At 65.7% G+C, this 25693-nt stretch carries 26 protein-coding genes and 1 tRNA gene; 14 read left to right on the forward strand and 13 right to left on the reverse strand.

Annotated features, from left to right (window positions below; all coding sequences use genetic code 11):
• Both MKK65_RS22585 and MKK65_RS22590 read right to left on the reverse strand, forming a co-directional pair.
• Positions 1-1116 (reverse strand): cache domain-containing protein (locus tag MKK65_RS22585; RefSeq protein WP_243960300.1); only part of this gene is annotated, 1116 nt, incomplete at its 3' end.
• Between the two features lie 420 nt (positions 1117-1536).
• Complete coding sequence (locus MKK65_RS22590) at positions 1537-2400, reverse strand: DUF1236 domain-containing protein (protein WP_243960301.1); 864 nt, start codon at positions 2398-2400, stop codon at positions 1537-1539.
• 240 nt (positions 2401-2640) lie between these two features.
• On the opposite strand from MKK65_RS22590, the gene MKK65_RS22595 reads away from it, so the two are divergent.
• From MKK65_RS22595 to MKK65_RS22605, 3 genes are all read left to right on the forward strand, one after another.
• Positions 2641-4005, forward strand: a complete 1365-nt coding sequence (locus MKK65_RS22595) for an MFS family transporter (protein ID WP_058193306.1) — start codon at positions 2641-2643, stop codon at positions 4003-4005.
• Positions 4006-4097: 92 nt separating this feature from the next.
• On the forward strand, positions 4098-5267 hold the full coding sequence (locus MKK65_RS22600; RefSeq protein WP_243960302.1) for an alpha/beta hydrolase: 1170 nt from the start codon (positions 4098-4100) through the stop codon (positions 5265-5267).
• A 55-nt stretch (positions 5268-5322) separates the two neighbouring features.
• Positions 5323-5604 carry a DUF2312 domain-containing protein gene (locus tag MKK65_RS22605; protein WP_243960303.1) on the forward strand — a complete coding sequence of 94 codons (282 nt, stop codon included), beginning with the start codon at positions 5323-5325 and terminating at the stop codon, positions 5602-5604.
• 39 nt (positions 5605-5643) lie between these two features.
• Here the strand turns inward: MKK65_RS22605 and MKK65_RS22610 are convergent, their stop codons facing one another.
• Positions 5644-6633: a phosphoribosylaminoimidazolesuccinocarboxamide synthase gene (locus tag MKK65_RS22610; protein WP_243960304.1), complete on the reverse strand. Its 990-nt coding sequence runs from the start codon at positions 6631-6633 to the stop codon at positions 5644-5646.
• Between the two features lie 422 nt (positions 6634-7055).
• On the opposite strand from MKK65_RS22610, the gene MKK65_RS22615 reads away from it, so the two are divergent.
• A complete protein-coding gene (locus MKK65_RS22615) occupies positions 7056-7808 on the forward strand; it encodes a Crp/Fnr family transcriptional regulator (protein WP_243960305.1) in 753 nt (250 codons plus the stop codon).
• A gap of 18 nt (positions 7809-7826) precedes the next feature.
• Here MKK65_RS22615 and MKK65_RS22620 read toward each other — a convergent pair whose 3' ends face one another.
• From MKK65_RS22620 to MKK65_RS22645, 6 genes are all read right to left on the reverse strand, one after another.
• Positions 7827-8315, reverse strand: coding sequence for a PAS domain-containing protein (locus tag MKK65_RS22620; RefSeq protein WP_313902058.1), 489 nt, complete (start codon positions 8313-8315; stop codon positions 7827-7829).
• A gap of 359 nt (positions 8316-8674) precedes the next feature.
• On the reverse strand, positions 8675-8890 hold the full coding sequence (locus MKK65_RS22625; RefSeq protein WP_058193312.1) for a hypothetical protein: 216 nt from the start codon (positions 8888-8890) through the stop codon (positions 8675-8677).
• Between the two features lie 129 nt (positions 8891-9019).
• The gene (locus tag MKK65_RS22630; protein ID WP_058193313.1) at positions 9020-10069 is read right to left on the reverse strand and encodes a ketopantoate reductase family protein; all 1050 of its coding nucleotides are present in this window, start codon (positions 10067-10069) and stop codon (positions 9020-9022) included.
• 485 nt (positions 10070-10554) lie between these two features.
• Positions 10555-10630 (reverse strand) — tRNA-Phe (locus tag MKK65_RS22635).
• 106 nt (positions 10631-10736) lie between these two features.
• On the reverse strand, positions 10737-10934 hold the full coding sequence (locus MKK65_RS22640) for a DNA gyrase inhibitor YacG (protein WP_243960307.1): 198 nt from the start codon (positions 10932-10934) through the stop codon (positions 10737-10739).
• On the reverse strand, positions 10931-11584 hold the full coding sequence (locus MKK65_RS22645) for a Maf-like protein (protein WP_058193315.1): 654 nt from the start codon (positions 11582-11584) through the stop codon (positions 10931-10933). The genes MKK65_RS22640 and MKK65_RS22645 overlap by 4 nt, the downstream gene beginning before the upstream one ends.
• 372 nt (positions 11585-11956) lie before the next feature.
• Here MKK65_RS22645 and MKK65_RS22650 point away from each other — a divergent pair, with 372 nt between their 5' ends.
• The 10 genes from MKK65_RS22650 (at position 11957) to MKK65_RS22695 (ending at position 21643) form a co-directional block, all read left to right on the forward strand.
• Positions 11957-12166: a hypothetical protein gene (locus MKK65_RS22650; protein ID WP_243960308.1), complete on the forward strand. Its 210-nt coding sequence runs from the start codon at positions 11957-11959 to the stop codon at positions 12164-12166.
• 161 nt (positions 12167-12327) lie between these two features.
• Complete coding sequence (locus MKK65_RS22655; protein WP_243960309.1) at positions 12328-12573, forward strand: hypothetical protein; 246 nt, start codon at positions 12328-12330, stop codon at positions 12571-12573.
• Positions 12574-12819: 246 nt separating this feature from the next.
• On the forward strand, positions 12820-14028 hold the full coding sequence (locus MKK65_RS22660) for a polyhydroxyalkanoate depolymerase (protein WP_243960310.1): 1209 nt from the start codon (positions 12820-12822) through the stop codon (positions 14026-14028).
• A 135-nt stretch (positions 14029-14163) separates the two neighbouring features.
• A complete protein-coding gene (locus tag MKK65_RS22665) occupies positions 14164-16794 on the forward strand; it encodes a TIGR02302 family protein (protein ID WP_243960311.1) in 2631 nt (876 codons plus the stop codon).
• A gap of 139 nt (positions 16795-16933) precedes the next feature.
• Positions 16934-17119 (forward strand): twin transmembrane helix small protein, encoded by a 186-nt coding sequence (locus tag MKK65_RS22670; RefSeq protein ID WP_058193319.1) that lies wholly within the window; start codon positions 16934-16936, stop codon positions 17117-17119.
• Positions 17120-17295: 176 nt separating this feature from the next.
• The gene (locus MKK65_RS22675) at positions 17296-17922 is read left to right on the forward strand and encodes an acyloxyacyl hydrolase (protein ID WP_243960312.1); all 627 of its coding nucleotides are present in this window, start codon (positions 17296-17298) and stop codon (positions 17920-17922) included.
• A gap of 92 nt (positions 17923-18014) precedes the next feature.
• Entirely contained in the window at positions 18015-18587 is a 573-nt protein-coding gene (locus MKK65_RS22680) for a cob(I)yrinic acid a,c-diamide adenosyltransferase (protein WP_243960313.1), read from the forward strand.
• A gap of 208 nt (positions 18588-18795) precedes the next feature.
• A complete protein-coding gene (locus MKK65_RS22685) occupies positions 18796-19545 on the forward strand; it encodes an electron transfer flavoprotein subunit beta/FixA family protein (protein ID WP_243960314.1) in 750 nt (249 codons plus the stop codon).
• Between the two features lie 72 nt (positions 19546-19617).
• Positions 19618-20571 (forward strand): electron transfer flavoprotein subunit alpha/FixB family protein, encoded by a 954-nt coding sequence (locus MKK65_RS22690; protein ID WP_058193322.1) that lies wholly within the window; start codon positions 19618-19620, stop codon positions 20569-20571.
• A 190-nt stretch (positions 20572-20761) separates the two neighbouring features.
• Positions 20762-21643, forward strand: coding sequence for a 3-hydroxybutyryl-CoA dehydrogenase (locus tag MKK65_RS22695; RefSeq protein WP_058193323.1), 882 nt, complete (start codon positions 20762-20764; stop codon positions 21641-21643).
• 60 nt (positions 21644-21703) lie between these two features.
• On the opposite strand, the gene MKK65_RS22700 is transcribed toward MKK65_RS22695, so the two are convergent.
• From MKK65_RS22700 to upp, 4 genes are all read right to left on the reverse strand, one after another.
• Positions 21704-22009 carry a hypothetical protein gene (locus MKK65_RS22700; RefSeq protein ID WP_058193324.1) on the reverse strand — a complete coding sequence of 102 codons (306 nt, stop codon included), beginning with the start codon at positions 22007-22009 and terminating at the stop codon, positions 21704-21706.
• A gap of 98 nt (positions 22010-22107) precedes the next feature.
• Complete coding sequence (locus MKK65_RS22705) at positions 22108-23121, reverse strand: NAD(P)H-quinone oxidoreductase (RefSeq protein WP_243960315.1); 1014 nt, start codon at positions 23119-23121, stop codon at positions 22108-22110.
• 105 nt (positions 23122-23226) lie between these two features.
• Positions 23227-24465, reverse strand: a complete 1239-nt coding sequence (locus MKK65_RS22710; RefSeq protein ID WP_058193326.1) for an ABC transporter substrate-binding protein — start codon at positions 24463-24465, stop codon at positions 23227-23229.
• Positions 24466-24625: 160 nt separating this feature from the next.
• The gene (upp, locus tag MKK65_RS22715) at positions 24626-25261 is read right to left on the reverse strand and encodes a uracil phosphoribosyltransferase (RefSeq protein WP_058193327.1); all 636 of its coding nucleotides are present in this window, start codon (positions 25259-25261) and stop codon (positions 24626-24628) included.
• Positions 25262-25693 lie beyond the last annotated feature (432 nt).

Consider the following 25693-nt stretch of genomic DNA (forward strand, 5'->3'; position numbering starts at 1 on the left):
CTCGAAGCCGTCGGCCAGCGCGATCATGCCGCGCTTGCGCTCGGCTGCGGCGGCCTCGTCGGCCAGGTGCTGCGCTTCGACCTGGTCGCGGGCCTGTTGCGCCACCCGCGCCTTGATGCCCTCGACGGCACGGCCGACCAAGCCGATCTCGTCGTTGCGCCGGGCCTCGGCGATCTCGGCATCGATCTCGCCCTGGCTCATGCGCTGCAGGACGCCGACCAGGCGGTTCAGCGGACGCGACAGGGTGATCGTCATCAGCCGGCCGATCACGAGCGCCAGGATGAGCAGCACCACGAGAGTGGCCACCGCCAAGTCCCGAGCCAGCGTCGTGATCGGGGCCAAAGCCGTGGCGCTGTCGACCGAGAGCGCCACGTACCAATCCAGCGAGGGCGGCAGATTCGGGACCCGGGCGAAGGCCGTGAACGTCGCCCGGTCGCCTTCCCGGGTCTCGGCCACGTCGCCGCCGATCTTCGGGGGCGGCCCGGCGATCAGGTCCGCGAGCGGCTTTCCGATCAGCTCCGTGCGCGGATGGACGAGGACCGTTCCGGCGCCCGACACCAGATAGGCGTAGCTTTTGCCGCCTGTTGCGACCTCTGCGATCATTCGGGCCAGGGCCGCGCTGTCGAAATCGCCGCCGATCACGCCGAGGACCGACCGGTCCTCCCCAAAAATCGGACCCGCCGCGGTGATGGTGAGGACGTTCGTGCTCGCATCGTTGTAGGGCTCGGTCAGCACCGCCTGTCCCGCTGCCAGCGCATCCTTGTACCAGGGACGTTGACGCGGATCGTAGCCGGCGGGCAGCTCCGTTTTCGGCATCTCCGTGTAGAAGCCGTCGGGACGTCCGAGATAGGCGCTCAAGAAACTCTCACGTGCCAACGGCAAGCCGAGCACGTCGTTCGCCTTCGGGCCGACCCCGACGGCGGCGATCTGCTGTGCCATGAGCTGCGTCAGTTCGAGCTTGCCGCGCAGCCAGTTGCCGACACTTCGCGCCGACGCGGCACTCAGGCTCGCCATATTCGCTTCGAGATTGGTCCGCAGGGCGGCGGATTGCTTGGAATACAGATAGGCAGAACTCGCCCCGAAGGTCGCGAAGACCACGACAAGGATCAGGAGCAAGGCACGACCGGAAACACCGAGGCGCGATCGCGGCAAGCGCGCAAGTCCGGGGGCGTTCAAATCCGGTTCCGACATGCCTTGCCTTCATTGCAACAGAAGCGTTCGACCAACCCTCATATCATGAACACCAGATCGGGCAATGTAACCTATCACCTATCACTGCAATGATTGCCGCAACTATCTAATAATCGACCGCAACATCAGTCGTTATAGTGGCAAAAAATGATCATTGGTGTGCCATACGTGCTACATCGATGCGATATATTTGATATTTTCTTATAAATAATAAATACAACACGTGATCCAAAAAGTTTTTCTTACGGTCATTCGCAAAACAGCCGACGCTGGCGTTCATCTTGCCAGCGTCGGCTGTTTTGTTCGGTTGTCTTTGCGTGCGTGGTGAGCCGGTGGAGAAGCGACTTACGCCGGGATCACATCCACGATTTCATAGGTGTCGGGATCGACGATCACGATGTCGTCGCGCACCAGAATGAAGTCGTAGCCCTCGTATTCCGGTACGATCTCGATGATGGCCGGCGGTAGGCGGTGCAAACCGATGGAGCGCGGGATCGCGGTGCCGACCGCAAGACCGAACGCAACGTCGCGCAGCGGCGAGACGCCGAGGCGCGTGATCGAGCCGCGGAACGCGGTCCGCTGACGCGTGTCGAGCCGATTGACCGCGCCGCGCGGCGAGCCGCCGCCCCGTGCACCGCGCGCGCCGTCGCGACCACCCCGATCGCCGCGGTCGCCCGCTGCACCGCGATCGCCGCGCTGACCCGGTCCGGTCTCATCACGCCCGTTGCGATCGCCGCGTTGGCCCGGGCCGGTCTCGTCACGTCCATTGCGATCGCCGCGCTGGCCCGGGCCGCTCTCATCACGTCCGCCGCGCTGCTCGGCCGGGCCGCCGTCGCGGCCGCCTCGCTCCGCATTGCCGGGATTGCCGCCGGGACCGTTCCGATCGCCCGCGCCGCCACCTTGGCCGGGGCGGCCGGGGCCGTCGGCACCGCGCGCGGCCGGAGCACCGGGCTCGGCGCCGCGCGCACCGCCGTCCGCGCCACCGCGCATGCCGCCGCCTTCGGCTCCGCCGGCTTCGCCGCGCATACCGCCGCCGCCGGCTCCACCCGGTCCCGCGCCGCCGCCTGCCGCCGGCCCGGCACCACCACCCGCGCCGCCACCGCCGGCGGCCGGACCGCCGCCGCCACCCGGGCCGCCCTGCGCAAAAGCCGTCGCCGCGCCGGCGATGAGAATGGCGGCCGCCACCGTGTCCCTGAAGATCCGCGTCATGGCATTTCATCCCGTTGTGGTTGTGGTGCCGACGGCACCCGTGCCGGGCCGCAACGGGGTCCCGCGCGAAACCGTTCCGTCTCAGCCCGCCAACGGGGCCGGGAAGAAATGACACAGCCGGCCGCTGTCCCGGTCAAAGTCGGATCACGGCCTTGCGATCAGGATCGTCGCCTGTAACGTCACGGTTATCGAAGAATAGGCCGGCTGTTACCGGCCGTTGAATCATGTGACGGAGACGCCATGTCCGCCCTGAGGGACGATACGATCGGTATCGCGCCGAGTGCCGCCGATGACGCGGCCGACCGCAAGCGTCGCATCTGGGCGATCGTCGGCTCATCCTCGGGCAACTTGGTCGAGTGGTACGACTTCTACTGCTACGCGTTCTTTGCGCTCTACTTCGCGCCCGCCTTCTTCCCGAAGGGTGATTCCACCAGTCAGCTCCTACAGACCGCCGGCATCTTCGCGGTGGGATTCTTCATGCGCCCCGTGGGCGGCTGGCTGTTCGGCCGCATCGCCGACCGTGTCGGGCGCCGGACCTCGATGGTCGTCTCTGTGCTGATGATGTGTTTCGGCTCGCTCCTGATCGGCATCCTGCCGACTTACGAGCATGTCGGCACGCTCGCGCCCGTGCTCCTGCTGCTCGCACGCATGCTGCAGGGCCTGTCGGTGGGCGGCGAGTACGGCACCTCGGCGACCTATATGAGCGAGGTGGCGATCAAGGGGAAGCGCGGGTTCTTCGCCTCCTTCCAGTACGTCACGCTGATCGGCGGACAGCTGCTCGCCTCGCTGGTCCTGGTGCTGCTCCAGACCGTCATGACCGCGCCGGAGCTGTCGGCCTGGGGCTGGCGGATCCCGTTCTTCATCGGTGCCGGGCTGGCGGTGGTGGCCCTCTACCTCCGGCGCTCGCTCGCCGAGACCAAGGCGGCCGGCGACAAGGAGACCGCCGGCACCTTCACCGAGCTGTTCAAGCATTGGCGGGCATTCTGTGTCGTTCTGGCTTATACGGCCGGCGGTTCTCTGAGCTTCTACACGTTCACGACCTACATGCAGAAGTATCTGGTCAACACGGCCGGCATGCCGAAGACGTCGGCATCGCAGGTGATGACCGTCGTGCTGTTCGTCTACATGGCGATCCAGCCGCTGTTCGGCGCATTGTCCGATAAGATCGGCCGCAAGGCGAACATGCTGCTCTACAGCGGCCTCGGCACACTCATGGTGGTGCCGCTGATGACGGCTTTGGGGACCAACAAGGATCCCTACCTGGCCTTCGCGCTGATCACGCTCGGTCTCTCCGTGGTGTCGTTCTACACGGGCATCAGCGGCATCGTGAAAGCCGAGCTGTTTCCCACCAACGTGCGGGCGCTGGGCGTCGGGCTGTCCTACGCCTTGGCCAATGCCATGTTCGGCGGCACCGCCGAGTTCGTCGCCCTGTGGTTCAAGGACAACGGCATGGAGAGCACGTTCTTCTGGTACGTGACCGTGCTGATGGCGGTCGCCTTCGTCGGCTCGCTGATCATGCCGAACCCGAAGGTGCACGGTTATCTCGACGGTGCCGGTACCGTCGAGGAGGCCCTCGGGAAAAAGCGTCGCTTCGCCCATGCCTGAAACCGGCGGACGGGAGGTTCGGCTGGACCGACTGGTATTCTGTCGCTGATATACCCCCCGCCGGACGCGTCAGACGTCCGCGGGAGGATATCATGCTCAAGAACGCCGCTGCCGGCGCGCTGACGCTGTTCTGCCTCGGGGCGGGCTTGGCCCGTGCCGAAGAGGCCGGGCCGTTCAAGCCGACCTCACCCTCCGGTTACTTCTTCGTCGGCGGCCGTTACGAGACCGCGAACAACCGGACCACCGCGCTCGGGCAGATGTTCGTGGAGTACCGCGCCCCGGAGCGGGTCACGCAGCCCTATCCGGTGGTGATGGTTCACGGCACGGCACAGTCCGGGACCAACTTCCTGGGCACGCCCGATGGCCGGCCGGGCTGGGCCGACCGGTTCGCGGCCAAAGGCTTCGCGGTCTACCTGGTCGATCAGGTCGGCCGGGGCCGCTCGGGCGGCGATACGGAGACCTACGGTCCCTACGCCCGCCTACCCGTGGAGGATCTGGAGACGGTGTTCACCGGGCAGGAGCGGTCGGCGCTCTACCCGCAGGCGACGCTGCACACGCAATGGCCGGGCGGCCCGGGCCTGCGCGGCAACGCGGCCTTCGACCAATTCTACCGCTCGCAGGTGCCCTACATCGCGAGTGCCCTGAAGAGCGAGGAACTGGTCGATCCCGCGCTGATCGCCCTCTTGGAGAAGATCGGGCCGGCGATCGTCCTGACTCATTCGCAGGCCGGCGTATTCGGCTGGGCGGTCTCGGACCAGCGGCCGGACCTCGTGAAGGCGCATGTCGCCGTCGAGCCGAACGGGCCGACCTTCTTCGACATCCGCTTCAAGGGCGGCACCGATTGGTACGAGCGGGTCGGCGACGCCCGGGCCCGCCCCTACGGGATCACCCGGGTGCCGCTGCATTTCGAGCCGCCGGTCAGCAGCCCGACCGACCTGACCGTGGTCCAGGCCGAGCGCGCGGCGTCTCCCGACCGGATCCGCTGCTGGCTTCAGGCGGAGCCCGCCCGTGCCCTGCCGAACCTGGCCAAGGTGCCGGCCGTGATCGTAACCGCGGAAGCCTCGTTCCGAGCCACCATGGACGATTGCACGGCGGCCTTCCTCACGCAGGCCGGCGCCAAGCCGGACCGGCTGGCGCTGGCCGAGCACGGCATCCGCGGCAACGGCCACATGATGATGCTGGAATCGAACAGCGATCAGGTGGCGGACGCGATCGTCGGGTGGATCGAGGCGCGGACGAGTCCCGGTACCCCGCGCCCTTAACCCCCTGCTTACCCTCTCCCGCGAGGGTGGCGCCCGTCATACGACGAGGCTTTGCATGACCGACATGACCGACACCGTGGGCGTCGCGGGCGACCGCATCCGCTCGATCATCGAGCGCGTGGAACGGCTGGAGGAGGAGATCAAGGATCTGATGGAGGCCAAGAAGGAGGTCTTCGCCGAGGCCAAGGGCGAGGGCCTGGACGTCAAGATACTCAAGGATATCCTGAAGATCCGCAAGCAGGACAAGGACGAGCGCGACGAGCACGAGACGCTGCTCGACGTCTATCTGCGCGCCATGGATGCGCCTGCCCCGGCCCCGATCAAGGCGGCCGCCTGACGGGATGGAGGGGGACGGCGCTCGAGCGCCGTCCCGCCCTTAGGCGATCGGGTTGTTCGCCAGATAGGTCGCGATGTTGCGCCGGACGCGATCGAGCGGCGACTCCCCCGGATCGGGTAGCGTGAAGCGCGCACCGGTGATCGTCTCGTAGGCCCGGATGTACACCGCGGCGGTCTCCAGCACGACGTCAGCGGGGATCTCGGGGATCGGGTCCTTGTAGGGGTCGCAGCGGGCCACGACCCAGTTGCGCACAAAGTCCTTGTCGAAGCTCTCCGGCGCGGCACCGGCCTGGAAGCGCTCGGGATAGCTCTGCGCGAACCAGTAGCGACTGCTGTCCGGCGTGTGGATCTCGTCGGCCAGGACGATGCGACCTTCCGGGTCGGTGCCGAACTCGTACTTTGTGTCCGCCAGGATCAGCCCGCGCTCGGCCGCCAGTTCCTGGCCCCTGGCGAACAGCGCCAGCGCCGCCTCGGACACGGTCCGCCATTGCTCCGGGGTGAGCAGCTTGCGCTCTAGGATCTCGGACTCCGTTAGCGGCTCATCGTGCCCGCCGTCGAATGCCTTGGTGGTCGGCGTGATCACAGCCTGCTTCAACTGCTCGTTCGGGCGCATCCCGTCGGGGAAGCGATGCCCGTACATCTCCCGCTCGCCCGCTCGGTAGCGCGTGAGCACCGAGGTCGAGGTCGTGCCCGCGAGATAGCCGCGCACCACCACCTCCACGGGCATGATCTCCAGCCGGCGGCCGACGACGACGTTCGGGTCCGGATAGGCGAGCACGTGGTTCGGGCAGAGGTCGGCGGTGCGCTCGAACCAGTAACGGGCGGTCTGCGTGAGCACCTGGCCCTTGAACGGGATCGCGGCGAGCGCCCGGTCGAAGGCGCTGATCCGATCCGATGTAATCAGGATGCGCCGCCCGTCCGGCAGGTCGTAATTGTCCCGGACCTTGCCACGGTAATGGTTCGGCAACTCGGGCAGCGTCGCCTCGCGCAGGACCTGATGGGCGTGCGGGGCGAGATCTGCCGTGTTCATCGGGCCATTCCGTCAGGCTGCACGGCAACCGCGCCGTCCCGCGTGTGTGCGCGGACCAGCCGGAGATTTCCAGCCCCCGACGTCGCCTTTGCCCGGAACAGAACGATGGGCCACGCGTCGTGAAAATTCCCGGCTACCGTGCGCGTCGGCTGCTTCGTTGCAGTCCGTTATCCAAGCATGCTCGTTTTATACTTTGCGAATGCCGTCCGTCAGGGCCTTCACGCGTCTCGATATCTCGGCCGCAACACGTGATAATACGTTTTCGACGGAAAGTCGTGTTCTATACATTTTTGGACGGTGAATATGCGTTCTTCCACTATGGCAGGGGGGAAGTGTGGCTGCTATGTCATCGCCGGATCGGCGCTATCCATGTGCGCCGAGGGCGGCGAGACGAGAGGCACTCGTTGTCCGGCGGAGGCGCGATGACGGGAACTCTTAAACAAACCGACATGCACCCCTTCGTCCGCAAGATCGAAAGCATTGCCCTTTTCGCCCTTACGGACGACGAACGGGCGGCGCTGCTGGCCCTACCCCTGCAGATGACGCAGTTCGAGGCATATCAGGACATCGTCCGCGAGGGGGATTCTCCCGCGCGTTGCTTCGCCGTGTTCGACGGGATCGCCTGCACTTACAAGACCACGCTGGGGGGCAAGCGCCAGGTCATGGCGTATCACGTCGCCGGCGACATACCCGACATCCAGAGCCTGCACCTCAAGGTCCTCGACATCAGCATCGGCACGGTGGGTCCCTGCCGGGTCGGCTTCGTTCAGCACGACGCGGTGCGGGCCCTGCTCCGGGCCTTCCCGCGGCTGGGCGATACCTTGTGGCGCGCGACGCTCATCGACGCCGCCATTGTCCGCGAGTGGATGCTCAACACCGGCCGCCGGGACGCCTATGCGCGCATGGCCCACCTCTTCTGCGAGCTCATCACGCGCCTCGGTGTCGTCGGCCTCGCCCCCGATCGGACCTGCGAGCTGCCGATGATCCAGCCGGAACTTGCGGATGCTCTCGGGATCACCCCGGTCCACGTCAACCGGACGATCCGCGACCTTAAGGCTGCCGGGTTGATCACCCTGCGGAGCCGGCGCCTGACGGTCCACGATTGGGACGGCTTGATGGCTGCGGCCGAGTTCGACCCGACCTACCTTCATGTGACCGACCGGGACCCGGCCTGACGTAAAGCCAGACAGCCCTCAGTTCATCTGCGTGCGGCGCAGGCGCTGTTCCTGCTCGGCAAGCTTTCTCCCGAGATCGAGCAGAAGCGCATCGGCCCGCGCCTTGAGGGCCGGGTCCTCCAGCTCGCAGATCGCCCGCTGCGCGGCCATGGCGAAGTCGGCCGCGCGCTCCAACGGCGGTTCGGTCCCGTGAGGCTCTGCCATCCGGACGGCGCCGGCTGCGGTTTCACCCGACCGCACGTCGGTGATGTCCACGATGATCCCCCGTCCGCTGATCGGCCGTCCTCGGTGATCGTGCAGGAAACGACCCCGGCCGAGCACCCAGCGGGTGATGCCGTCGGCCGAGCAGACCCGATATTCGATGACGTAGAGCCCCCCATCGCGACCGCCTCTGCGGAAATGCGTCTGTACCCGGTCCTGATCCTCCGGGTGTATGCCGGCGATGAAGGCGGCGAGCGGCAAGCCGAGCTCAGCCTCTTCAGGATCGACGTTGAACAGCAGCGCCACGAACAGGTCGGCCTGGATGCGATCCGAGTCACCATCCCAAGCCCACGTACCGATCACATCCAGGGCGTCGAGCGCGCCCTGAAACGCAGCCCCACAGGTCTGGTATTCGGAGAACTTCGATTTTGGCATGCAGTGAGCGGTTCCGAACCGGAATCACACCGGGTTTAGGCCAACGCTTCACAACTTCAAGACGAATGTTTGAGTCTTACCGCAACCTTCGCGGGGCAGCGACTGCGCGGCGCTGTGTTCGGCGATACCGATGCGGCGATTGATCCCGGTTTGCGCCGCGCCGTCACGCTGGGGCCTTCTACGGCGCACCGGCTCGACAGGTTTCCCGACCGGGTAGAGATTTCAAGCCGTCACCGTGAGCCGGTTGCGGTGCCCGGCCGTGCCAGCCGCTCGGCTTCCGCGCGCCAGGAATCGCGCTCTGTCTGAACAGCCTCGATTCGAGCATGGAGATGACCGGCATCGATCGCCGTTTCCATCAGCATGTCCTGGGCGGCGGCCAGCTGGGCGCGCAGTTCGGCATTCTCGGTGGCCAGTGCCAGGAGCAGAGCGGCCACGTCATCGCCCATCCATGCGCCTCGCCTCTCGCTTCCGAGCGGGCGCATCTACCTGGGCCGAGGACCAGCGACAACCGTACCTGGCAAACTATTCACGGGTGCGCGGCGCCGGACACAATCAGCATCCGACGCCGCAACCAATCAGCCCTCGATCACACGCTCATCGAGCTTGCGATCCACGATCTGAACCGTGCGGTCGATCTCGGCATCGGGGGTGCCGAGCTGGTGCGAGATCAGTTTCACCAGCAGGTCGACCCGCTCGATGAACGGCGTGCCGTTGGCCACTGCACGCGCGGCCGAAGACGGCTTGAGCAGGCTTTCCGCGGCCTTAGCGTATTTCTCGAACGGAACCTGATCCTGCGGATCAGCACCCAGCTTCCGGGCGATGCCGTCCACGTGCTCGTAGATGGCCCGGGACTTGGCGAGATCACCGTGCACGGCATCGCGGATCGATTGTGGCTCCTGGGGCGTGATGCAGCGGTAGTTGCCGGTGAGCAGCATCGACCATTTCGCCAGCGGGACGAACAGCGAATCGAACACCTTGAGCTTCACCGGCACGTCGTGGCCGTCGAGGCGCACGGCGTCGATATCGGCCTCCAACTCGCGCAGCAGCCGGTTATGCGCCTCGTCCGCGAAGGTCGCGGCTTTGAAATTGGTCGGGAGACCGACATGGAGCACGTTGGCACCCTCGTCCGGCGGGCGGAACGCCTGAGGATCGGGGGAACAGAGGGATACCAAGCCCGGCTCGAAGCGGTCCCAGACGCCGGCATTGGTGTAGGCGTCCTCAAGGTCCATCGCCGCCAGGGCCGGGATCCGCTTGAGATAGGGCAAGGGCGGCATGTTCATGATCGACAGGCACGGCAGCTTGGCCGCCGCAATCTTGATCATCAGCACCCGGATCGTGTGGTTGTTGTATTGCGGCTCCTGCATGGCGAGGCCGACCAGGTCGTAGCGCGACGGGTCGATATCCTCGGGGGGAGCAGCGTCCAGGGTGCCGGGCAGGTCGCGCGACAGGATTGAGCGGTGGTTCGGCTCGTCCCGCAACTTGATGCGGACCTCGGTCCCCTCCTGGTTGATGAGGTCGGCGGTCTTCCGGCGGCAGACCAAAGTTACGTTGTGACCGGCCATTAGAAGCTTGGTCGCCAGCAGGGAGCCGTAGGAGGCTCCCAGGATCAGGATGTTGCGCGGCATGCTTCCACTCCCAAGGTCGTCTTTGTTGTGTCCTGCGGCGCTCCCGTATGGCGTACGGGTTCAGCCTTTCCGCATGCCAGCTTCAGCCGCGTCATCGGCAGGGTAGCGAAGCTTGTCCTGGGATGCCACTCACTTGGTATACCAAAAAATTTGTCGGCGCTGGTGAGCCGGATTTTCGATGGCTGGTGATCGGACACGGACTACGAACACCCATTAAGCGAACAGGATCACCTGCTCGCGTCATGATCGTTTAAGGGCGACGTCGACGGCCGCTTCTCAAGGCTGAGCTATGTATCGGTGAGACGGCGTCGTAAGCGGGCGATCACCGCTCATGCCATCGGCTCGGAAACGGATGATCTTACGGCCGTCGCATTCGATTGACGTTCAGGACTATGCCAAACGCCAAGCGTCAGCGTTCCAAGCTCGTGGCGATCTGTCTTGCGTTGAAGCTTCCAATCGGCACCATCTACCGCTTAGCGGGATGATGGTGCCCAGGGACGGAGTCGAACCGCCGACACTGCGATTTTCAGTCGCATGCTCTACCAACTGAGCTACCTGGGCGTCGCCCGCGCCGCTGTGGGCCTCGGACGCCGCGGGGTATAGTCAGGAGTTTGGGGCCTGTCCAGCCTTGCAGTGACATCGGCGTGACGCGGACGACGGAAAAATTTCAGCCCTCCGAGTCCGGCTCCGGAGGCGGCGCGTCGGAATCGAGTTCCTCCGGGATCGCGTAGCGCTCATTCAGCCAGCGGCCGAGATCGACATCGGCACAGCGCTGAGAGCAGAACGGACGAAAATCTGCGGCCCCCGGGCGTCGGCAGATCGGGCAGGTCGGGCGGCCGTCGCGGACAAACGGGCTTTGGCTCATGCCAGGCTGCCCCAGGCGGCGCGGACCGGATAGCCTTCGCCATCCAGCAGGCTCATCGTCTCGTAGAGCGGCAAGCCGACGACGGCACTGTAGGAGCCGACGAGCTTGACCACGAAGGCGCCCGCCAGGCCCTGGATCGCGTAGCCACCCGCCTTGCCGCGCCATTCGCCCGAAGCGAGATAACCCTGGATGTCGCGGCCGGAGAGGCGCTTGAAGCGCACGCGGGTCTCGACGATCCGCTCCCGCCGGCCGTTCGGCGACAGCAGGCAGATCGCCGTGAAGACCCGGTGCGGCCGTCCGGAGAGCAGGCGCAGGCAATCGGCGGCCTCGTCAGGTCCTTCGGCCTTGGGCAGGACCCGCCGCCCCACGGCCACCACGGTATCAGCGGCGAGCAGCCACGTCGGTACTTTCTGGTCCTTGTGATGCAGCGCGCCCTCTGCAGCCGCGAGCTTGGTGCGGGCGAGGCGCCGGGCCAATTCGCGCGGCGGCTCGGCCTTGCGCGGCGTCTCGTCGATGTCGGCGGGCAGAAGCGAATCCGGCTCGATGCCGATCTGCTGCAGCAGCGCCAAGCGGCGTGGCGAGCCGGAGGCGAGAACGAACCGGCTGGCCGGCCCCTGCGTCGCGCCGATCGCTTCAGGTGTGGCGTCCATGATGTTTCGCTCGCACGTTCGGTCGAGGCCGCCCCGCAGTGCGGATGATCGCGCGAAGGGGCGGCGCCTCCCCGTTCCGCCGGGGCCGTCTCGATCTCCCCCGCCTGATAAGGGATGGGGTCGGGCTTGTGAACCGGACCGATTGGTACCGGAAGAAACCTCCAAACACGAAACTATTGGGTCGTTCATAGAGCTGAAATGAAGGCTGTCTCGCGCAGCTGTATCGACGACTGCGCTACAGGCGCGATTTATTGAGGCGGAAAGTCGTTGTTTAATCGGCGTAAGACAAATTCAAGGTTTGCCAGTAGTCCGTAACCCGGCATTAACCAAGCGCGGCGGAGAGTGCCCCCCATCGAAACGGGGTCGATTCCGATGCTGAACGCTGATCCGCTCCAGGCACGCCCGAAACTGTTGAATGCGACGCTCGTCGCCCGAGCCCTCGACAGCCTCAGGCCACAGGTCAACTCGTCGGCGGAGATGTGGCAGGCGCTCACTAACCACTACGTCGTCGATCTCGACGCTGTGGCCGCCCTCCTCCCGGCCGTCGAGCCGGAGACCGAGTGGCTTCCGTCCCGAAACTGAGCCCGGCGCAATCAATCGGTTCGCCGTACTCGGCGCGGCTGGCATGCCGCATGCTACGGATTTTCGGAACAGGCGAGGAAACATCCAGGCAACGACAACGCGGCGGCTCGGGCGCCAGAGCACCCCGCGGACCTTTCGATCCATCGAAGCCGAGGTCCGTCATGTCCGACTTGTTGTCCGTTGCCCTCGTCTGTGCCGGTACCTTGCTGGCGCAGGATTGCTCCCGCGATACCGCCCTCGATATCATGATCGCGCCGGCACACTCCCCGATGGAGTGCCTGATGCACGCCCAGAGCATGGCGGCCCAGGCGGGGCTGCCGGGCGGCAGCGACCGCTACCTCAAGATATCCTGCGAGCATCGCCGGTCCGAGGGCCAGCCCCGGCCGCTCACTCCACGCGCGTCATGAGCGGACGAACGGTCTGTGGCGCGGAATGAGTGCGCACGTCTTGGTGCACGGCCCCGATTGGAACTGGTGCATGAAAGCCACGGGCCACGGTTTCCTGCGAGCCTCAACCTTTTGGACAGTTGCGGCCCCACGGCTGCGGGCCGATGCTTCTCGGCCACGCTGATGCATTTCCCATCCCGGCATCCGCCCAAGTTTGCCGTCCCGATCGCCCGCGTGTCGGGCCGGGCGCCCGCGAGTGCCCGCCCGATGCTGTACGATGCGTTCGACCTGCAGACCGATCTCGCCGCCCAGACCCGGGCCTGGGGCCGGATGCTGAATGACGCCTGGTCGCCCTGGATTCGCTGGAGCGAGCCGGCTCGGTGGATGTCAGCCAATGCCCGCATGATGATGCGCGCGGGCCTGACTTTCGCACGGCCCGCCTACGGGATCGGATCGGTCACCGTCGGCAACCGGAGTGTTCCGGTCAGTGAGGAGGCGGTGGAGGTCACACCCTTCGGGACGCTGTTGCACTTCAAGAAGGACATCCACACCGAGCAGCCCAAGGTGCTGATGGTCGCTCCGCTGTCGGGCCATTTCGCCACGCTGCTGCGCGCGACCGTGCGCACGATGCTGCCCGATCACGACGTCTACATCACCGACTGGCACAACGCCCGGGACGTGCCCCTCTCGGCGGGCCGGTTCGGATTTGACGAGTATGTCGCTCACCTGATCCAGTTTCTTCAGACCATGGGCGAGGGTTCGCACGTGGTCGCCGTCTGCCAGCCTGCCGTGCAGGCGCTGGTCGCCGCCGCTGCTATGGCGCAGGCGAAGGACCCGGCGGCGCCACGGAGCATGACCCTGATGGCTGGGCCGGTGGATTGCCGGATCAACCCGACCGGTGTGAACGAGCTCGCAACCTCAAAGCCGATCGCGTGGTTTGAGAAGAACCTGATCGCCACGGTTCCGGCCCGGCACAAGGGCGCCGGCCGCCGGGTCTATCCAGGATTCGTGCAGGTCTCGGCGTTCATGTCGATGAACACGAAGCGCCACGTGCAGGGCCATAGCGATCTGTTCTGGCACATGGCCAACGGCGAGGATGCCAAGGCCGAGGCGATCGAAACCTTTTATGACGAATATTTCGCCGTCCTCGACCTCGCGGCGGAGTTCTACTTGGAAACGGTCAAGACCGTTTTCCAGGATTATACCCTGGCCAAGAACGCGTTGCATTATCGCGGCGAGCCTATCGATCTCGGGGCGATCCGCCGCACGGCGCTGATGACCGTCGAGGGCGAGCGCGACGACATCTGTGCCCCTGGCCAGACTATGGCGGCCCACGACCTTTGTACCGGACTCGCTCCGTACATGCGGACGCACCACCTCCAGGCGGGCGTCGGCCATTACGGCGTCTTCGCCGGTAAACGCTGGGAAACGCAGATCTACCCGCAGGTGCGTAACTTCATTCAGGCGCATAACTGAACGGTTGCTCCGCGACGGTCGCGCCGATTTGACCCGCCGACCGGCGCGGCCCACCATGCTAGCCTCTGGTTGTCGGAGCCCGGAGCCCCCGGGTTGCCTACGACTTATTCTCTGGCATGAGGCGGAACGGTCGGCGTGATCGACAGGGACGGCTTCGGCGGCAAGACCGGTACGACCGGCACCGACACGGGACAAGCAGCCGCCGCGCGGCTCGACAGGCTCGTGGCACAGGCGCGGGTAGCCTCCCTGTGGGAACAGGCTTGGCCGGTGATCTGGCGCGGGCTCGGCGTCGTCCTGCTGTTCCTCGTTCTGTCCTGGGCTGGCCTGTGGCTCGATCTCGCCCCGCTTTGGCGACAGATCGGGCTCGGCGTGCTGGCGCTCCTTCTCGTCGGTGCACTCCTGCCCCTCGCACATCTCGCGCGGCCGGATCGCCGGGTCGCCCTGGCGCGGCTCGATCGGGAGGCGGCTGCACGCGATCCCGCATTGCGTCACGGACCGGCCTCGGCAGCGCAGGATTCCTTGGCTGTTGGCGCCGCGGATCCGGGCAGCCGCACCTTGTGGGCCCTTCACCAGCGCCGGGCCGCTCAGGCGGTCGCGTCCCTTAAAGTCGGGCTCCCGCGCCCCGGCATGACCCGGCGCGACCCCTACGCCCTGCGTGCGGGGATCGTAGTTGCCGCTGTGGCAAGCTTGTTCGTCGCCGGTCCCGAATGGCGCGAGCGAATTGGCGCTGCCTTCGACTGGCACGCGCCTGCGTCCCCCGGGCCGAATTTCCGCGTTGACGGCTGGATTGACCCGCCGCTCTACACCCGGCTGCCGCCGCTGCTGATCGCGATGGATGGCAGCGACCAGCATCTGCGGGCACCGATCAACGCACAGTTGATCGTGCGCATCGCCGGCCAGGGCAGAGCCGCAGCGAACACGACATTGACGCCGAATGCCGGGCTCACCCCGATCCCCGGCCAGGAGGAGCGGCCGGACCTCCGCGAAGAGCGGTATCGGATTGTCGGCCCCGCCGAACTGGTGATCGTTACTCCGGCAGGGCGTCAGAAGCTGACCGTGGAGGCGATCCCGGACCGGCCGCCCGAGGTGACCGCAATCGGCGGCCCCGAGGTCAATGGCCGTGGCACCTTCAACCTAACCTATCGGGCCAAGGACGATTATGGGATCAGCTCCGCCGAGGGGGTGATCGAGCCGCTGAAGGCCGGCCGCGCGCTGGCGCCGATCCCGCGGATCAATCTGGCCCTGCCGGCCGACGCCACCGGCGAGACCGACACCAAGACCTTGGTCGATCTCACCGACAGCCCGTGGTCGGGTGCGCGGGTGCGCTACCAGATCGTCGTCAAGGACGAGGCCGGCCAGGAAGGGCGCACCGCGCCCGCCGAGATCACATTGCCCGCCCGGCCGTTCCGCGAGCCGCTGGCCCGGGCCCTTGCGGAGGATCGTCGTCGCCTTGTCACGGCGCCTGATACCGACCGCCTCTGGGTGCAGGGCGCTCTCGACGCCCTCTTGGTCGCGCCCGACATGTTCACGCCGCAGCCGCCGGTGTTCCTCGGCCTGAAAACCGCCGCAGAGCGTTTGCGCCGCGCGAGATCCGATGCCGATCTGATCGAGGTTGCCGATCTTCTGTGGGAAATGGCCCTGAAGATCGAGGACGGCGACTTGTCGGATGCGGAGAAGCAACTCCGCCAGGCTCAGGACCGTCTGAAGGAGGCGATCGAGCGCAACGCACCCGACGACGAGGTCAAGCGCCTGACGCAAGATCTCAAACAGGCCCTCGACAAGTTTCTCTCGCAGATGGCGGAGAAGCAGAACCGCCAGCCGCGCGATCCGGGCGAGAAGACGCAGAGCAGCCAGCAATCGAAGACGGTCACACCCGAGGATCTCGACAAGATGATCCAGGACATGGCCGAGGCGATGAAGCGCGGCGATACGGCCGAAGCACAACGCCTGATGGAACAGTTGCGCAACATCTTGGAGAACTTGCAGACCGCCCAGAAGGGCGGCAAATCCGATCAGGCCAGTCGCGAGATGCAGAAGCAGATGCGCGACCTCGACGCCATGGCGCAGGAACAACAGGGTTTGCGCGACGAGACCTTCAAGGATGGGCAGGAACCCCAAAGCGGGCAGCGGCCCTCGAATCGCGGTCAGCAGCAACAGGACCAGCGCGGGCAACAGGGCCAGCCACGACAGGGCCAGGGCAAGCAAGATCAGGGGCATCAGGGCCAAGGTCAGCAAGGCCAAAAGCAGCAAGGTCAGGGCGAGCAGGGAAATGTCGGCGATCGCCAGCAGGCCCTGCGGCAGCGGCTGGAGGATCTGGAGCAGCGCATGAAGGAGAACGGCATGCGCGGCGAGCAGGGTCTGTCTGACGCCGAGGACGCCATGCGCGAGGCCGAGAATGCGCTGAAGCAGGGCGATGCCGACGAGGCTGTCGACGCTCAGGGCCGTGCACTGGAAGGGCTGAAGAAAGGCGCCGACGGCATGGCGCAGCAGATGCAGGAGATGGCCGAGGGCCAGGGTGAAGGTCAGCAGGAGGGCGGCCAGCAGCCCGGCCAGCAAGGCCAAGCTGGCGCCCGCGACGACGACCCGCTCGGCCGCCCGACCAAAGGTCGCGACATGAGCGATGGTCGCGTCCGGGTGCCGACCGCCGACGAGTCGGCGGTCCAGCGGGCTCGGCGGATCATGGAAGAGCTGCGGCGCAAGCTCGGCGATCCGACCCGGCCGCGGGAGGAGCTCGACTATTTCGAGCGCCTGCTCAGGCGCAATTGAGGACGCGCCCTATCTCCCCTTAACGCTCGCGGGTGCCGAACCGGCCCTCCATCGGCGGCACGCGCAATGAACGCTCATCGTCTCGCCAAGGAGCGGCGCGCCGGTTCCCGGTGCCCGCCGGGTTCGGATCCTGCCTCTCATGTCGTCCAATCTGCTTGTCTTCGTCGCCTGCGCGGCGGTTGCCGTGGTTCTGGTGTTCGGCCTCGCCAACATGATGCGAGGCGGTAACGCCAGCCTCTCCCAGAAACTCATGCGCCTGCGCGTGCTGCTGCAGTTCGTGGCGATCGTGGTCATCATGGGCGTTGTCTGGTGGCGGTCGGCCTGACCGCAACCCACCCGCACCATCCGGTGCAATCATTCGGCGCCAGACTGTTCCGGTGTGACCGTGCCGCCGCACCGCCTGTCTTTTGCGGGGGAGCGGGATGAATTGGCCGGTGGCTGGGGCGAGGCCCATGCTACGGTCGGTTGAGCCAGACCGACTTGCCTAACCGGCCGAGCCCCATGATTGCCGCTTTCCGCCTCTGCACCGCCAGCCTCATCATCGGTGCGGCGATCCTGCCGGCCTTCGCAGCCGACGCGCCTCAGCGGCCCGCTGCCTACGCGGCACCGGCCCAGCCGCTCAGCATCGTCTCGGAGGTGCGCATCGGCGGTGCGGTGCAGGATCCCGGCAGCGCCGAGGGTAAGCTTCCCGGCTTCAGCAAGGCGAATGTTAACGGCGAGATCCTGTTCGCCAAGCCGCAGGTCAGCACCGATCCGTTCTGGCAGGCCTTCGTGCCGCGCCCGACGGTGGGCGGAAGCTACAACACGGGCGGCCGGACCAGCTACGCCTATCTCGGCGCCACCTGGACGGTCGAAATCTTTCCCGAGACCTTCGGCCGGCGCGTCTTCCTCGACGGCTTCTTCGGCGGCGTCGCACATAACGGCTATACCGGACCCAAGGCGCTGACACCCTACGGCTTCAACACCCTGGGCTGTTCGCCGATGTTCCGCGAGGCGGCGGCGCTCGGCTACCGCCTGACCGAGCATTGGAGCGTGATGGCCACGGTCGAGCACATGTCGAATGCCGGTCTTTGCGCGAACAACCGCGGTCTGACCAATTTCGGCGGTAAGATCGGCTATACGTTCTAAATTGCCGGCTGATTGCGCCGCCGGCGGAACGGCTCTACGCCCTATCGCACACGGATTCGCCAAGGTGGCGACCGTTTCGAGGCGCAGCTCCCGTGGTCAAGCTCAACCGGATCTACACACGCACCGGCGACAGGGGTACCACCGCCCTGGCGGACGGGCAGCGCCGGTCGAAGGCGGACCTGAGGGTCGAGACCTACGGTACGGTCGACGAGACCAATGCCTGCATCGGAATGGCGCGCCTCCATACGGACGGCACCCTCGATGCCATGCTTGGGGCGATCCAGAACGACCTGTTTGATCTTGGCGCCGACCTCGCGACCCCGCCGAGCCCGAAGCCCTTGCCTTACGAGCCGCTGCGCATCATCGCCAGTCAGGTCGAACGGCTGGAGCGCGACATCGATGCCCTGAACGCGACGATCCCGCCGCTGAAATCCTTCGTGCTGCCCGGTGGGTCTGCGGCGTCTGCTGCGCTGCACCTCGCCCGTACCGTGTGCCGGCGTGCCGAGCGGCTGGCGGTGAGCCTCGCCGACCGAGAGGACGAAACGGTCTCGCCGGAGGCAATCCAGTACCTGAACCGCCTCTCGGACTTTCTCTTTGTGGCGAGCCGGACCGCGAATGCAGACGGGGCCGACGATGTGCTGTGGGTCCCTGGCGCCAATCGCTGATCCGGATCACGACGGGTCATCGAAGCGCCGAAGACGGCCGGAACTCGGTGGGACCTTTTCGGAAGCCCTCGACGACGCCGCGTTGACAAGGCGGAAATGTGGCCGTTACGGTCCGCGCGCTTTGCGTGCCTGCCCAGCCTGAGCGCCGAACGCGTCAGGGACCGGCGGGTCCGACGACAAGAATCCCCGGGGAAGGATCGAGACCGCCATGAAGGTGCTGGTGCCCGTCAAGCGGGTGGTGGACTACAACGTCAAGATCCGCGTGAAAGCCGATGGCTCCGGGGTCGAACTCGCCAACGTCAAGATGTCGATGAACCCCTTCGACGAGATCGCCGTCGAGGAGGCGATCCGCTTGAAGGAGAAGGGCTCCGTCACCGAGATCGTCGCCGTTTCGATCGGCCCGCAGCAGGCGCAGGAGACCCTGCGCACTGCTCTCGCCATGGGCGCCGACCGGGCGATCCTGGTCAAGACCGACGTGCAATGCGAGCCGCTTGCTGTGGCCAAGCTCTTGAAGGCCGTGGTCGAGAAGGAAACGCCGCAACTCGTGATCCTGGGCAAGCAGGCGATCGACGACGATTCGAACCAGACCGGGCAGATGCTCGGCGCCCTTCTCGGCTGGCCGCAGGGCACCTTCGCGTACAAGATCGAGGCCTCCGACGGCAGCCTCGATGTCACCCGCGAGGTCGATGGCGGGCTCCAAACCGTGAGCCTGAAGCTTCCGGCAATCGTCACCACCGACCTTCGCCTGAATGAGCCGCGCTACGCGAGCTTGCCCAACATCATGAAGGCCAAGAAGAAGCCGCTCGAGGACCTGACCCCCGAGGCGCTGGGCGTCGACGTGACGCCGCGGCTCAAGGTGCTCAAGACCGCCGAGCCGCCGGGACGCTCCGCCGGCGTCAAGGTCGGGTCCGCGGCCGAGCTCGTGCAGAAGCTCAAGGTCGAAGCCGGCGTCATCTAACTTTTCCAGAGCTGGGCCGCGTTCCCGTCGAGACGGTCGAGCGCGGCCAGCCGTAACGAGGTTCATGGGCACATGACGACTCTCCTCTTCGTCGAGCACGGCAACGGGCAGATCAAGGACGGCACGCTGAAGGCGCTGACCGCCGCCAAAAGTATCGGGGCGCCGGTCCACGCCCTTGTGCTGGGCAGCGGCTCGAAGGCGGTGGCCGAGGCGGCGGCCAAGTTCGACGGTGTCGAGAAGGTGCTGAACGCCGAGGATTCAGTCTACGATCACGACCTCGCCGAGCCGGTGGCGGCGCTGATCGCGTCGATCGCCGAGCCTTACGACATCGTCATCGCCTCAGCCTCGACGACGGGCAAGAACGTGCTGCCCCGTGTGGCTGCCCTGCTCGACGTCGCGCAGGTCTCGGACATCATCAAGGTCGTGGCGCCCGACACGTTCGAGCGGCCAATCTACGCCGGCAATGCAATTCAAACGGTGCAGATTCCGGCCGGCAAGACGGTGATCACCGTCCGCACCGCGGCGTTCAAGGCAGCCGAAGAGGGCGGCGCGGCGGCTCCCGTCGAAGCCGTCTCGGCAGCGGCGCCTTCGGCCGGCGGCTCGACCTTCAAGGGCGAGGAGATCGCCAAGTCCGACCGGCCTGAACTGGCCTCGGCCCGGATCATCGTGTCGGGCGGCCGGTCGCTCGGATCCTCGGAGAAATTCCACGCGCTGATCGAGCCCCTGGCCGATGCCCTGGGCGCCGCGGTCGGTGCCTCGCGCGCGGCGGTCGATGCCGGCTACGCGCCGAACGACTGGCAGGTCGGCCAGACCGGCAAGGTCGTGGCGCCGGATCTCTATGTGGCGGTCGGTATCTCCGGAGCGATCCAGCACCTCGCCGGCATGAAGGATTCGAAGGTCATCGTCGCGATCAACAAGGACGAGGACGCGCCGATCTTCCAGGTCGCCGATTACGGCTTGGTCGGCGACCTATTCCAGGTTGTGCCGGATCTCCAATCCGAGATCGGGAAGGCGAAGGGGCAGTAACGACGTTGCTTGCCCGGCCGGGTTCACCGGGCAAGCGTTGTTGCGACACGCGTATCCGCGGGTTCCTTCTACCAACAAGAATGGTCTAGAAGTCTGGGACGGCCCGTCTTCGCACGGGCCACGGCGTCGGCGCAGTCCACCCCTTCGGGCCGGCGCGCGGTAACGTCCGTATGGGGGCACGGGTCGACAGATGGACATGGAGATCAAGCGGGTCGGCATCATCGGCGCAGGCCAGATGGGGAGCGGCATCGCGCAGGTCTGCGCTACCGCGGGTCTCGACGTGCTACTGAACGACCGGGATCCGAATCGCCTGAATAACGGTTTGGCTTTGGTCGACGGAGGCCTTTCGCGCCTGGTCTCGAAGGGCACCATCGAGGAGAACGAGAGCCGGGACATCCGGTCTCGAATCAAGCCGGCCCACAGCTTCGCGGATCTCGGGCCGGCCGATCTGGTGATTGAAGCGGCCACCGAGAACGAGGCGACCAAGCGCGAGATCTTTTCCAGCCTCTGCGCGTCGCTGCGCCCCGACGCGATCGTGGCGACCAACACCTCGTCGATCTCGATCACCCGGCTCGCCGCGGCAACCGACCGGCCGGAGCGGTTCATCGGGATCCACTTCATGAACCCGGTGCCGGTCATGCAGCTCGTGGAGCTGATCCGCGGCATCGCCACCGAGGATTCGACCTACGAATCGGCCAAGGCCTTCATCGCCAAGCTCGGCAAGATCTCGACGATGTCGGAGGATTTCCCGGCCTTCATCGTCAACCGCATTCTGCTGCCGATGATCAACGAGGCGATCTACACGCTCTACGAGGGGGTCGGGTCGGTCGAATCAATCGACACCGCGATGAAGCTCGGGGCGAACCACCCGATGGGCCCGCTCCAGCTCGCCGATTTCATCGGGCTGGATACCTGCCTGTCGGTGATGCAGGTGCTGTACGAAGGGCTCGCCGATTCGAAATACCGGCCCTGCCCGCTGCTGGTGAAGTATGTCGAGGCCGGCTGGCTCGGCCGGAAGGCGAAGCGCGGCTTCTACGACTATCGTGGGCCGACACCGATACCGACGCGATAGGCGCCGGCACAAGTCGATCGTCAGACGGGACGGCGCCGAGCGCCGTCCCAAATTAAGAAATTACTTCGCCGTGCCGCCATTCGCGTTCGGCTGAGCCGGTTGCGGGGTGGACGGATTGCCGACCGGGACCGCGCTGCTGTTCGACGGCGTTGCGCCCCCGGATTGGCCGTTGACCGAGCCGGTCACTTCGCGCCGCGAAGCATCCTGACTCTGGCTGGCGTAATCCTTCGGCGCGTTGGCGCCGTTCCAGGTCAACAGACCCACCGTGGCGATCGCCAGCAGGACGAGGCTACCGACCAGGACCCACAACACGGGCTTGCCGCGCTCGCCCTGCCGGCTCTCCTGCGGGTTCAGTTTCTCGGCCATATCCAGTTTCTCCCGCCCGAACGCGACGCGCGCGACACGATTTCGTTACCGGCCGCCAACGCGGCGTCGCCGAGACGGGTTCCTGCCGATCGCTAAGGTTAGCGACCGGTGGTGAGCAGGATCTTGCCGAGATGGGCGCTCGATTCCATCAGCGCGTGGGCTTTCTGAGCCTGTTCCAGCGGGAAGGTGGCGTGGGTGACGGAGCGGATCCGCCCGGCCTCAAGCTCCGGCCAGACATCTCTGCGCAGGCCCTCGGCAATCGCAGCCTTGTCGGCCTTCGGGCGGGGGCGCAGGGTCGATCCCGTGAAGGTCAGGCGGTTGCGCATGATCGGGGTGATGTTGAGGCCGTCGACCTTGTAGCCGCCCATCAGGGCGATCATGACGAGACGGCCGTCCGGCGCCAGCGACTTGAGATTGCGGGCGAGGTAGCTCGCGCCGATCATGTCGAAGATGACGTCGACGCCGCGTCCATCGGTCAGGCGCTTGATCTCCTCGGCGAAGTCGGCCTGCTTGTAGTTGATCGCCGCCTCGGCTCCGAGCTCTTCACAGAACCTGCATTTCTCGGCCGAGCCTGCGGTGGCGAACACTCGGGCGCCGACATGCTTGGCGATCTGTATCGCCGTAGCACCGATGCCGCTCGACCCGCCATGAACCAGGAAGCTCTCGCCCTCGGTGAGGCGACCGCGCTGGACCACGTTGGAGTAGACCGTGAAGAAGGTCTCGGGCAGCCCCGCAGCATCGACCAACGAAAGCGCCTTCGGGCGAGGCAGGCAGTGTGATGCCTCGGCGACGGCGAATTCAGCGTAGCCGCCGCTGATCACCAGGGCACAGACCTCATCGCCGACCGCGAGACCCTCGACCCCCTCCCCCAGCGCGGCGATCCGGCCTGCAACCTCGAGGCCGGGGATCTCGGTGGCGCCGGGCGGGGGCGGATACAGGCCGGCGCGCTGCATCACATCCGGACGGTTCACACCGGCGGCGACCACCGCGATCAGCACCTGTCCCGGCCCCGGGCTCGGAAGCGGCGCAGTCTCGACCGCGATCACCTCCGGACCGCCAGGCCCCGTGAAATGGATCCGGCGCATGGTTTCGGGCAGGGCGGGGCTGGCCATCGAAGGGTCCTTCACGCGTGCTTTGTCCGGGCCGTGCCTGAAGGCGCGGTCCGGCTGTACTTGCGGCAACGAGGGCGCTTTGCAAGCGCACGCTCGGGGGTGGGCCTAGCGTACCGCCGCCTTCACGGCCGGGGGCAGGACGATCTTGCCCTGGGCGAGGCTGGTCGGCCAGATCGCCACCTGCTTGCCATCCTGCCACTGCGCCATCAGGCCGGTGACGAAGCCCGTCCCGTATTTGATCGAATGGGTGAAAGGATCGTCCTTGCCGTAGAACTGCGTGCGACCGACCGTGCCGACCCAGTCGGTCTTCTCCAAGGCGTCCACCAGCTTGTCGGCTTCCGTGGACCCGGCGCGCTTCACCGCGTCGGCGGTGTAGTAGACCTGATCGTAGGCCATGTAGCCCGCGTAGGAGGGATCGCTCCCGAAGCGCTTCTTGAAGGCCTCGCTGAAGGCCAGCGACTTGTCGGTGATCGCGGCGCCTGGCACCGCGATACTCTGGAAGATCACCCCCTGGGTCGCACCGTTCGTGTTGGCCCAGAAGGTCGAGGAGGTCGCCTGCGAATTCATCCCGGTCATGGCGAGCGGCACTTGCTGGTTACGCCACTGCACCGTGGGCTGCACGCCGACATGCGAAATACCGGTGACGATCAGGTCGGGCTTTGCCGCCTCGATCTTGTTGTAGATCGGGGTAAAATCACCCGTGTCTGGCGAGAACCGGATGTGGTCGACGACCTTCACACCGATTTCAGGCAGGCACTTCTCGTACCCGACGTCGAGCGGCCGGGTCCAGGCCGCGTCCTCGCTCATGATCGCGGCGGTCTTCACCTTCATCAGGTCGAGGAGCATGTCCCTGGTCGAGTCGCAGATCGACTGCGCCAGAGCCGCAGACGTCAGGTATCCATGGAAGGTGTACTTGTTGCGTGTGTAATCCTTATGGACCGCAAGACTAATCTCGTTGGAGGCGGCGCCCGGGGTAATCATCGGGGTCTTGAGCCGGGCCGACCACGGCATCAAGGCCAGCACAACTTCGGATATGTAGCTGGCGATGACCAGATGGACCTTGTCCTCGCTGACCGCACGCTGGAACGCCCGGACGGCGTCGGAAGCCGAACTTTTGTCGTCGTAGGAGACCACTTGAATCTGGCGGCCGTCGACGCCGCCCTTGGCATTGATCTCGTCGGCGGCGAGCTGAACTGCCTGCGGGATCGAGGCACCGACCACCGATTGCGCTTCGGCGATTACACCGATCCGGATCGGGTCCGCCGCTTGCACCGGTCCTGCGGCCAGCAAGCCGGCCGCCAGCAAGGCCAAAGCTTGTCGTGTGGGGCTGCGATCCATCGCCATGCTGTTTCCTCCTCCGGGCCGTGCGGCTTTTGACGCCGCATCGGGGGTCGGACGATTTTTGTAGCATTCGACGAGCTGAATACAATGTGCATCCGGCTGGCGTGCATGACACGGGCCTGATGTTCGATCGAAGTGATGGTGGCGTGAGCAGACAGTCAGGTCACCGGGTGCCGTACATGCGATCCCCGGCATCGCCGAGACCCGGCACGATGTAGCCATGGTCGTTCAGGTGGCTATCGATCGCCGCCGTCCAGATCGGGACGTCGGGATGGGCAGCCTGGAACTTGGCCAAGCCCTCCGGCGCGGCCAGCAGGCAGACGAATCGCAGATCTGAAGCGCCCCTGGCCTTCAACCGGTCGAGGGCCGCGATCGCGGAGTTCGCGGTCGCGAGCATCGGATCGAGCACCAGCACGGTCCGGTCGGCGAGATCGGAGGGGGCCTTGAAGTAATATTCGACCGCCTCGAGGGACTCGGGATCGCGGTAGAGTCCGACATGAGCGACCCGCGCTGAGGGAACCAGCGACAGCATGCCGTCGAGGAAACCGACGCCGGCTCGCAGGATTGGAGCGAGGACCAGTTTTTTGCCCTGGATCTGCCTCCCCTCCATCGGCTGAATCGGCGTCTCGATGGTGACCGGCTCGAGCGGCAGATCCCGCGTCACCTCGTAGGCGAGCAACATACCGATCTCGTTCAGAAGCTGACGAAATCCCTTGGTCGACCGATTCTTATCCCGAAGATAGGTGAGCTTGTGCTGCACCAGCGGGTGATCGACCACCGTGACCCGACCCATCGGCATTGCACGTCCCTCAAACTCGAAAGGGCAGGAATGCCGGAGTGGGAGCCGGGGCGCAACGGAACGCCCCACCAATACGTGTATTCGAATCTGTGGCCCCCTCGGTACGCGCATGTAGCCGGCGATCGCAAATCCTCGATGTGTCACCGTCCTAGCTCAGCTTGAAAGGCGTGGCGGAATTCGGGGCATCACCTGAATGAGGGGCTGATCAATCTCCGAAGCCGCCGATCACGGAAAAATGACAGTATGCCGCTCACGCTCCTGGCGGATTCAACCGATAGCAAACAAACGGAAAGACGAACCATTCTCGCAGTTGAAGCAGCAAAAAATCTTTTTGCATCAGTAATAATTGATTTTTATACCGCAATATCATACGAATAACTAGTTATGAAAGCATCAATATGGCATATATCGACAGTAAATAAGAAATTTTAA

Source organism: Methylobacterium sp. J-001, assembly GCF_022829565.1.
Lineage (GTDB): Bacteria > Pseudomonadota > Alphaproteobacteria > Rhizobiales > Beijerinckiaceae > Methylobacterium.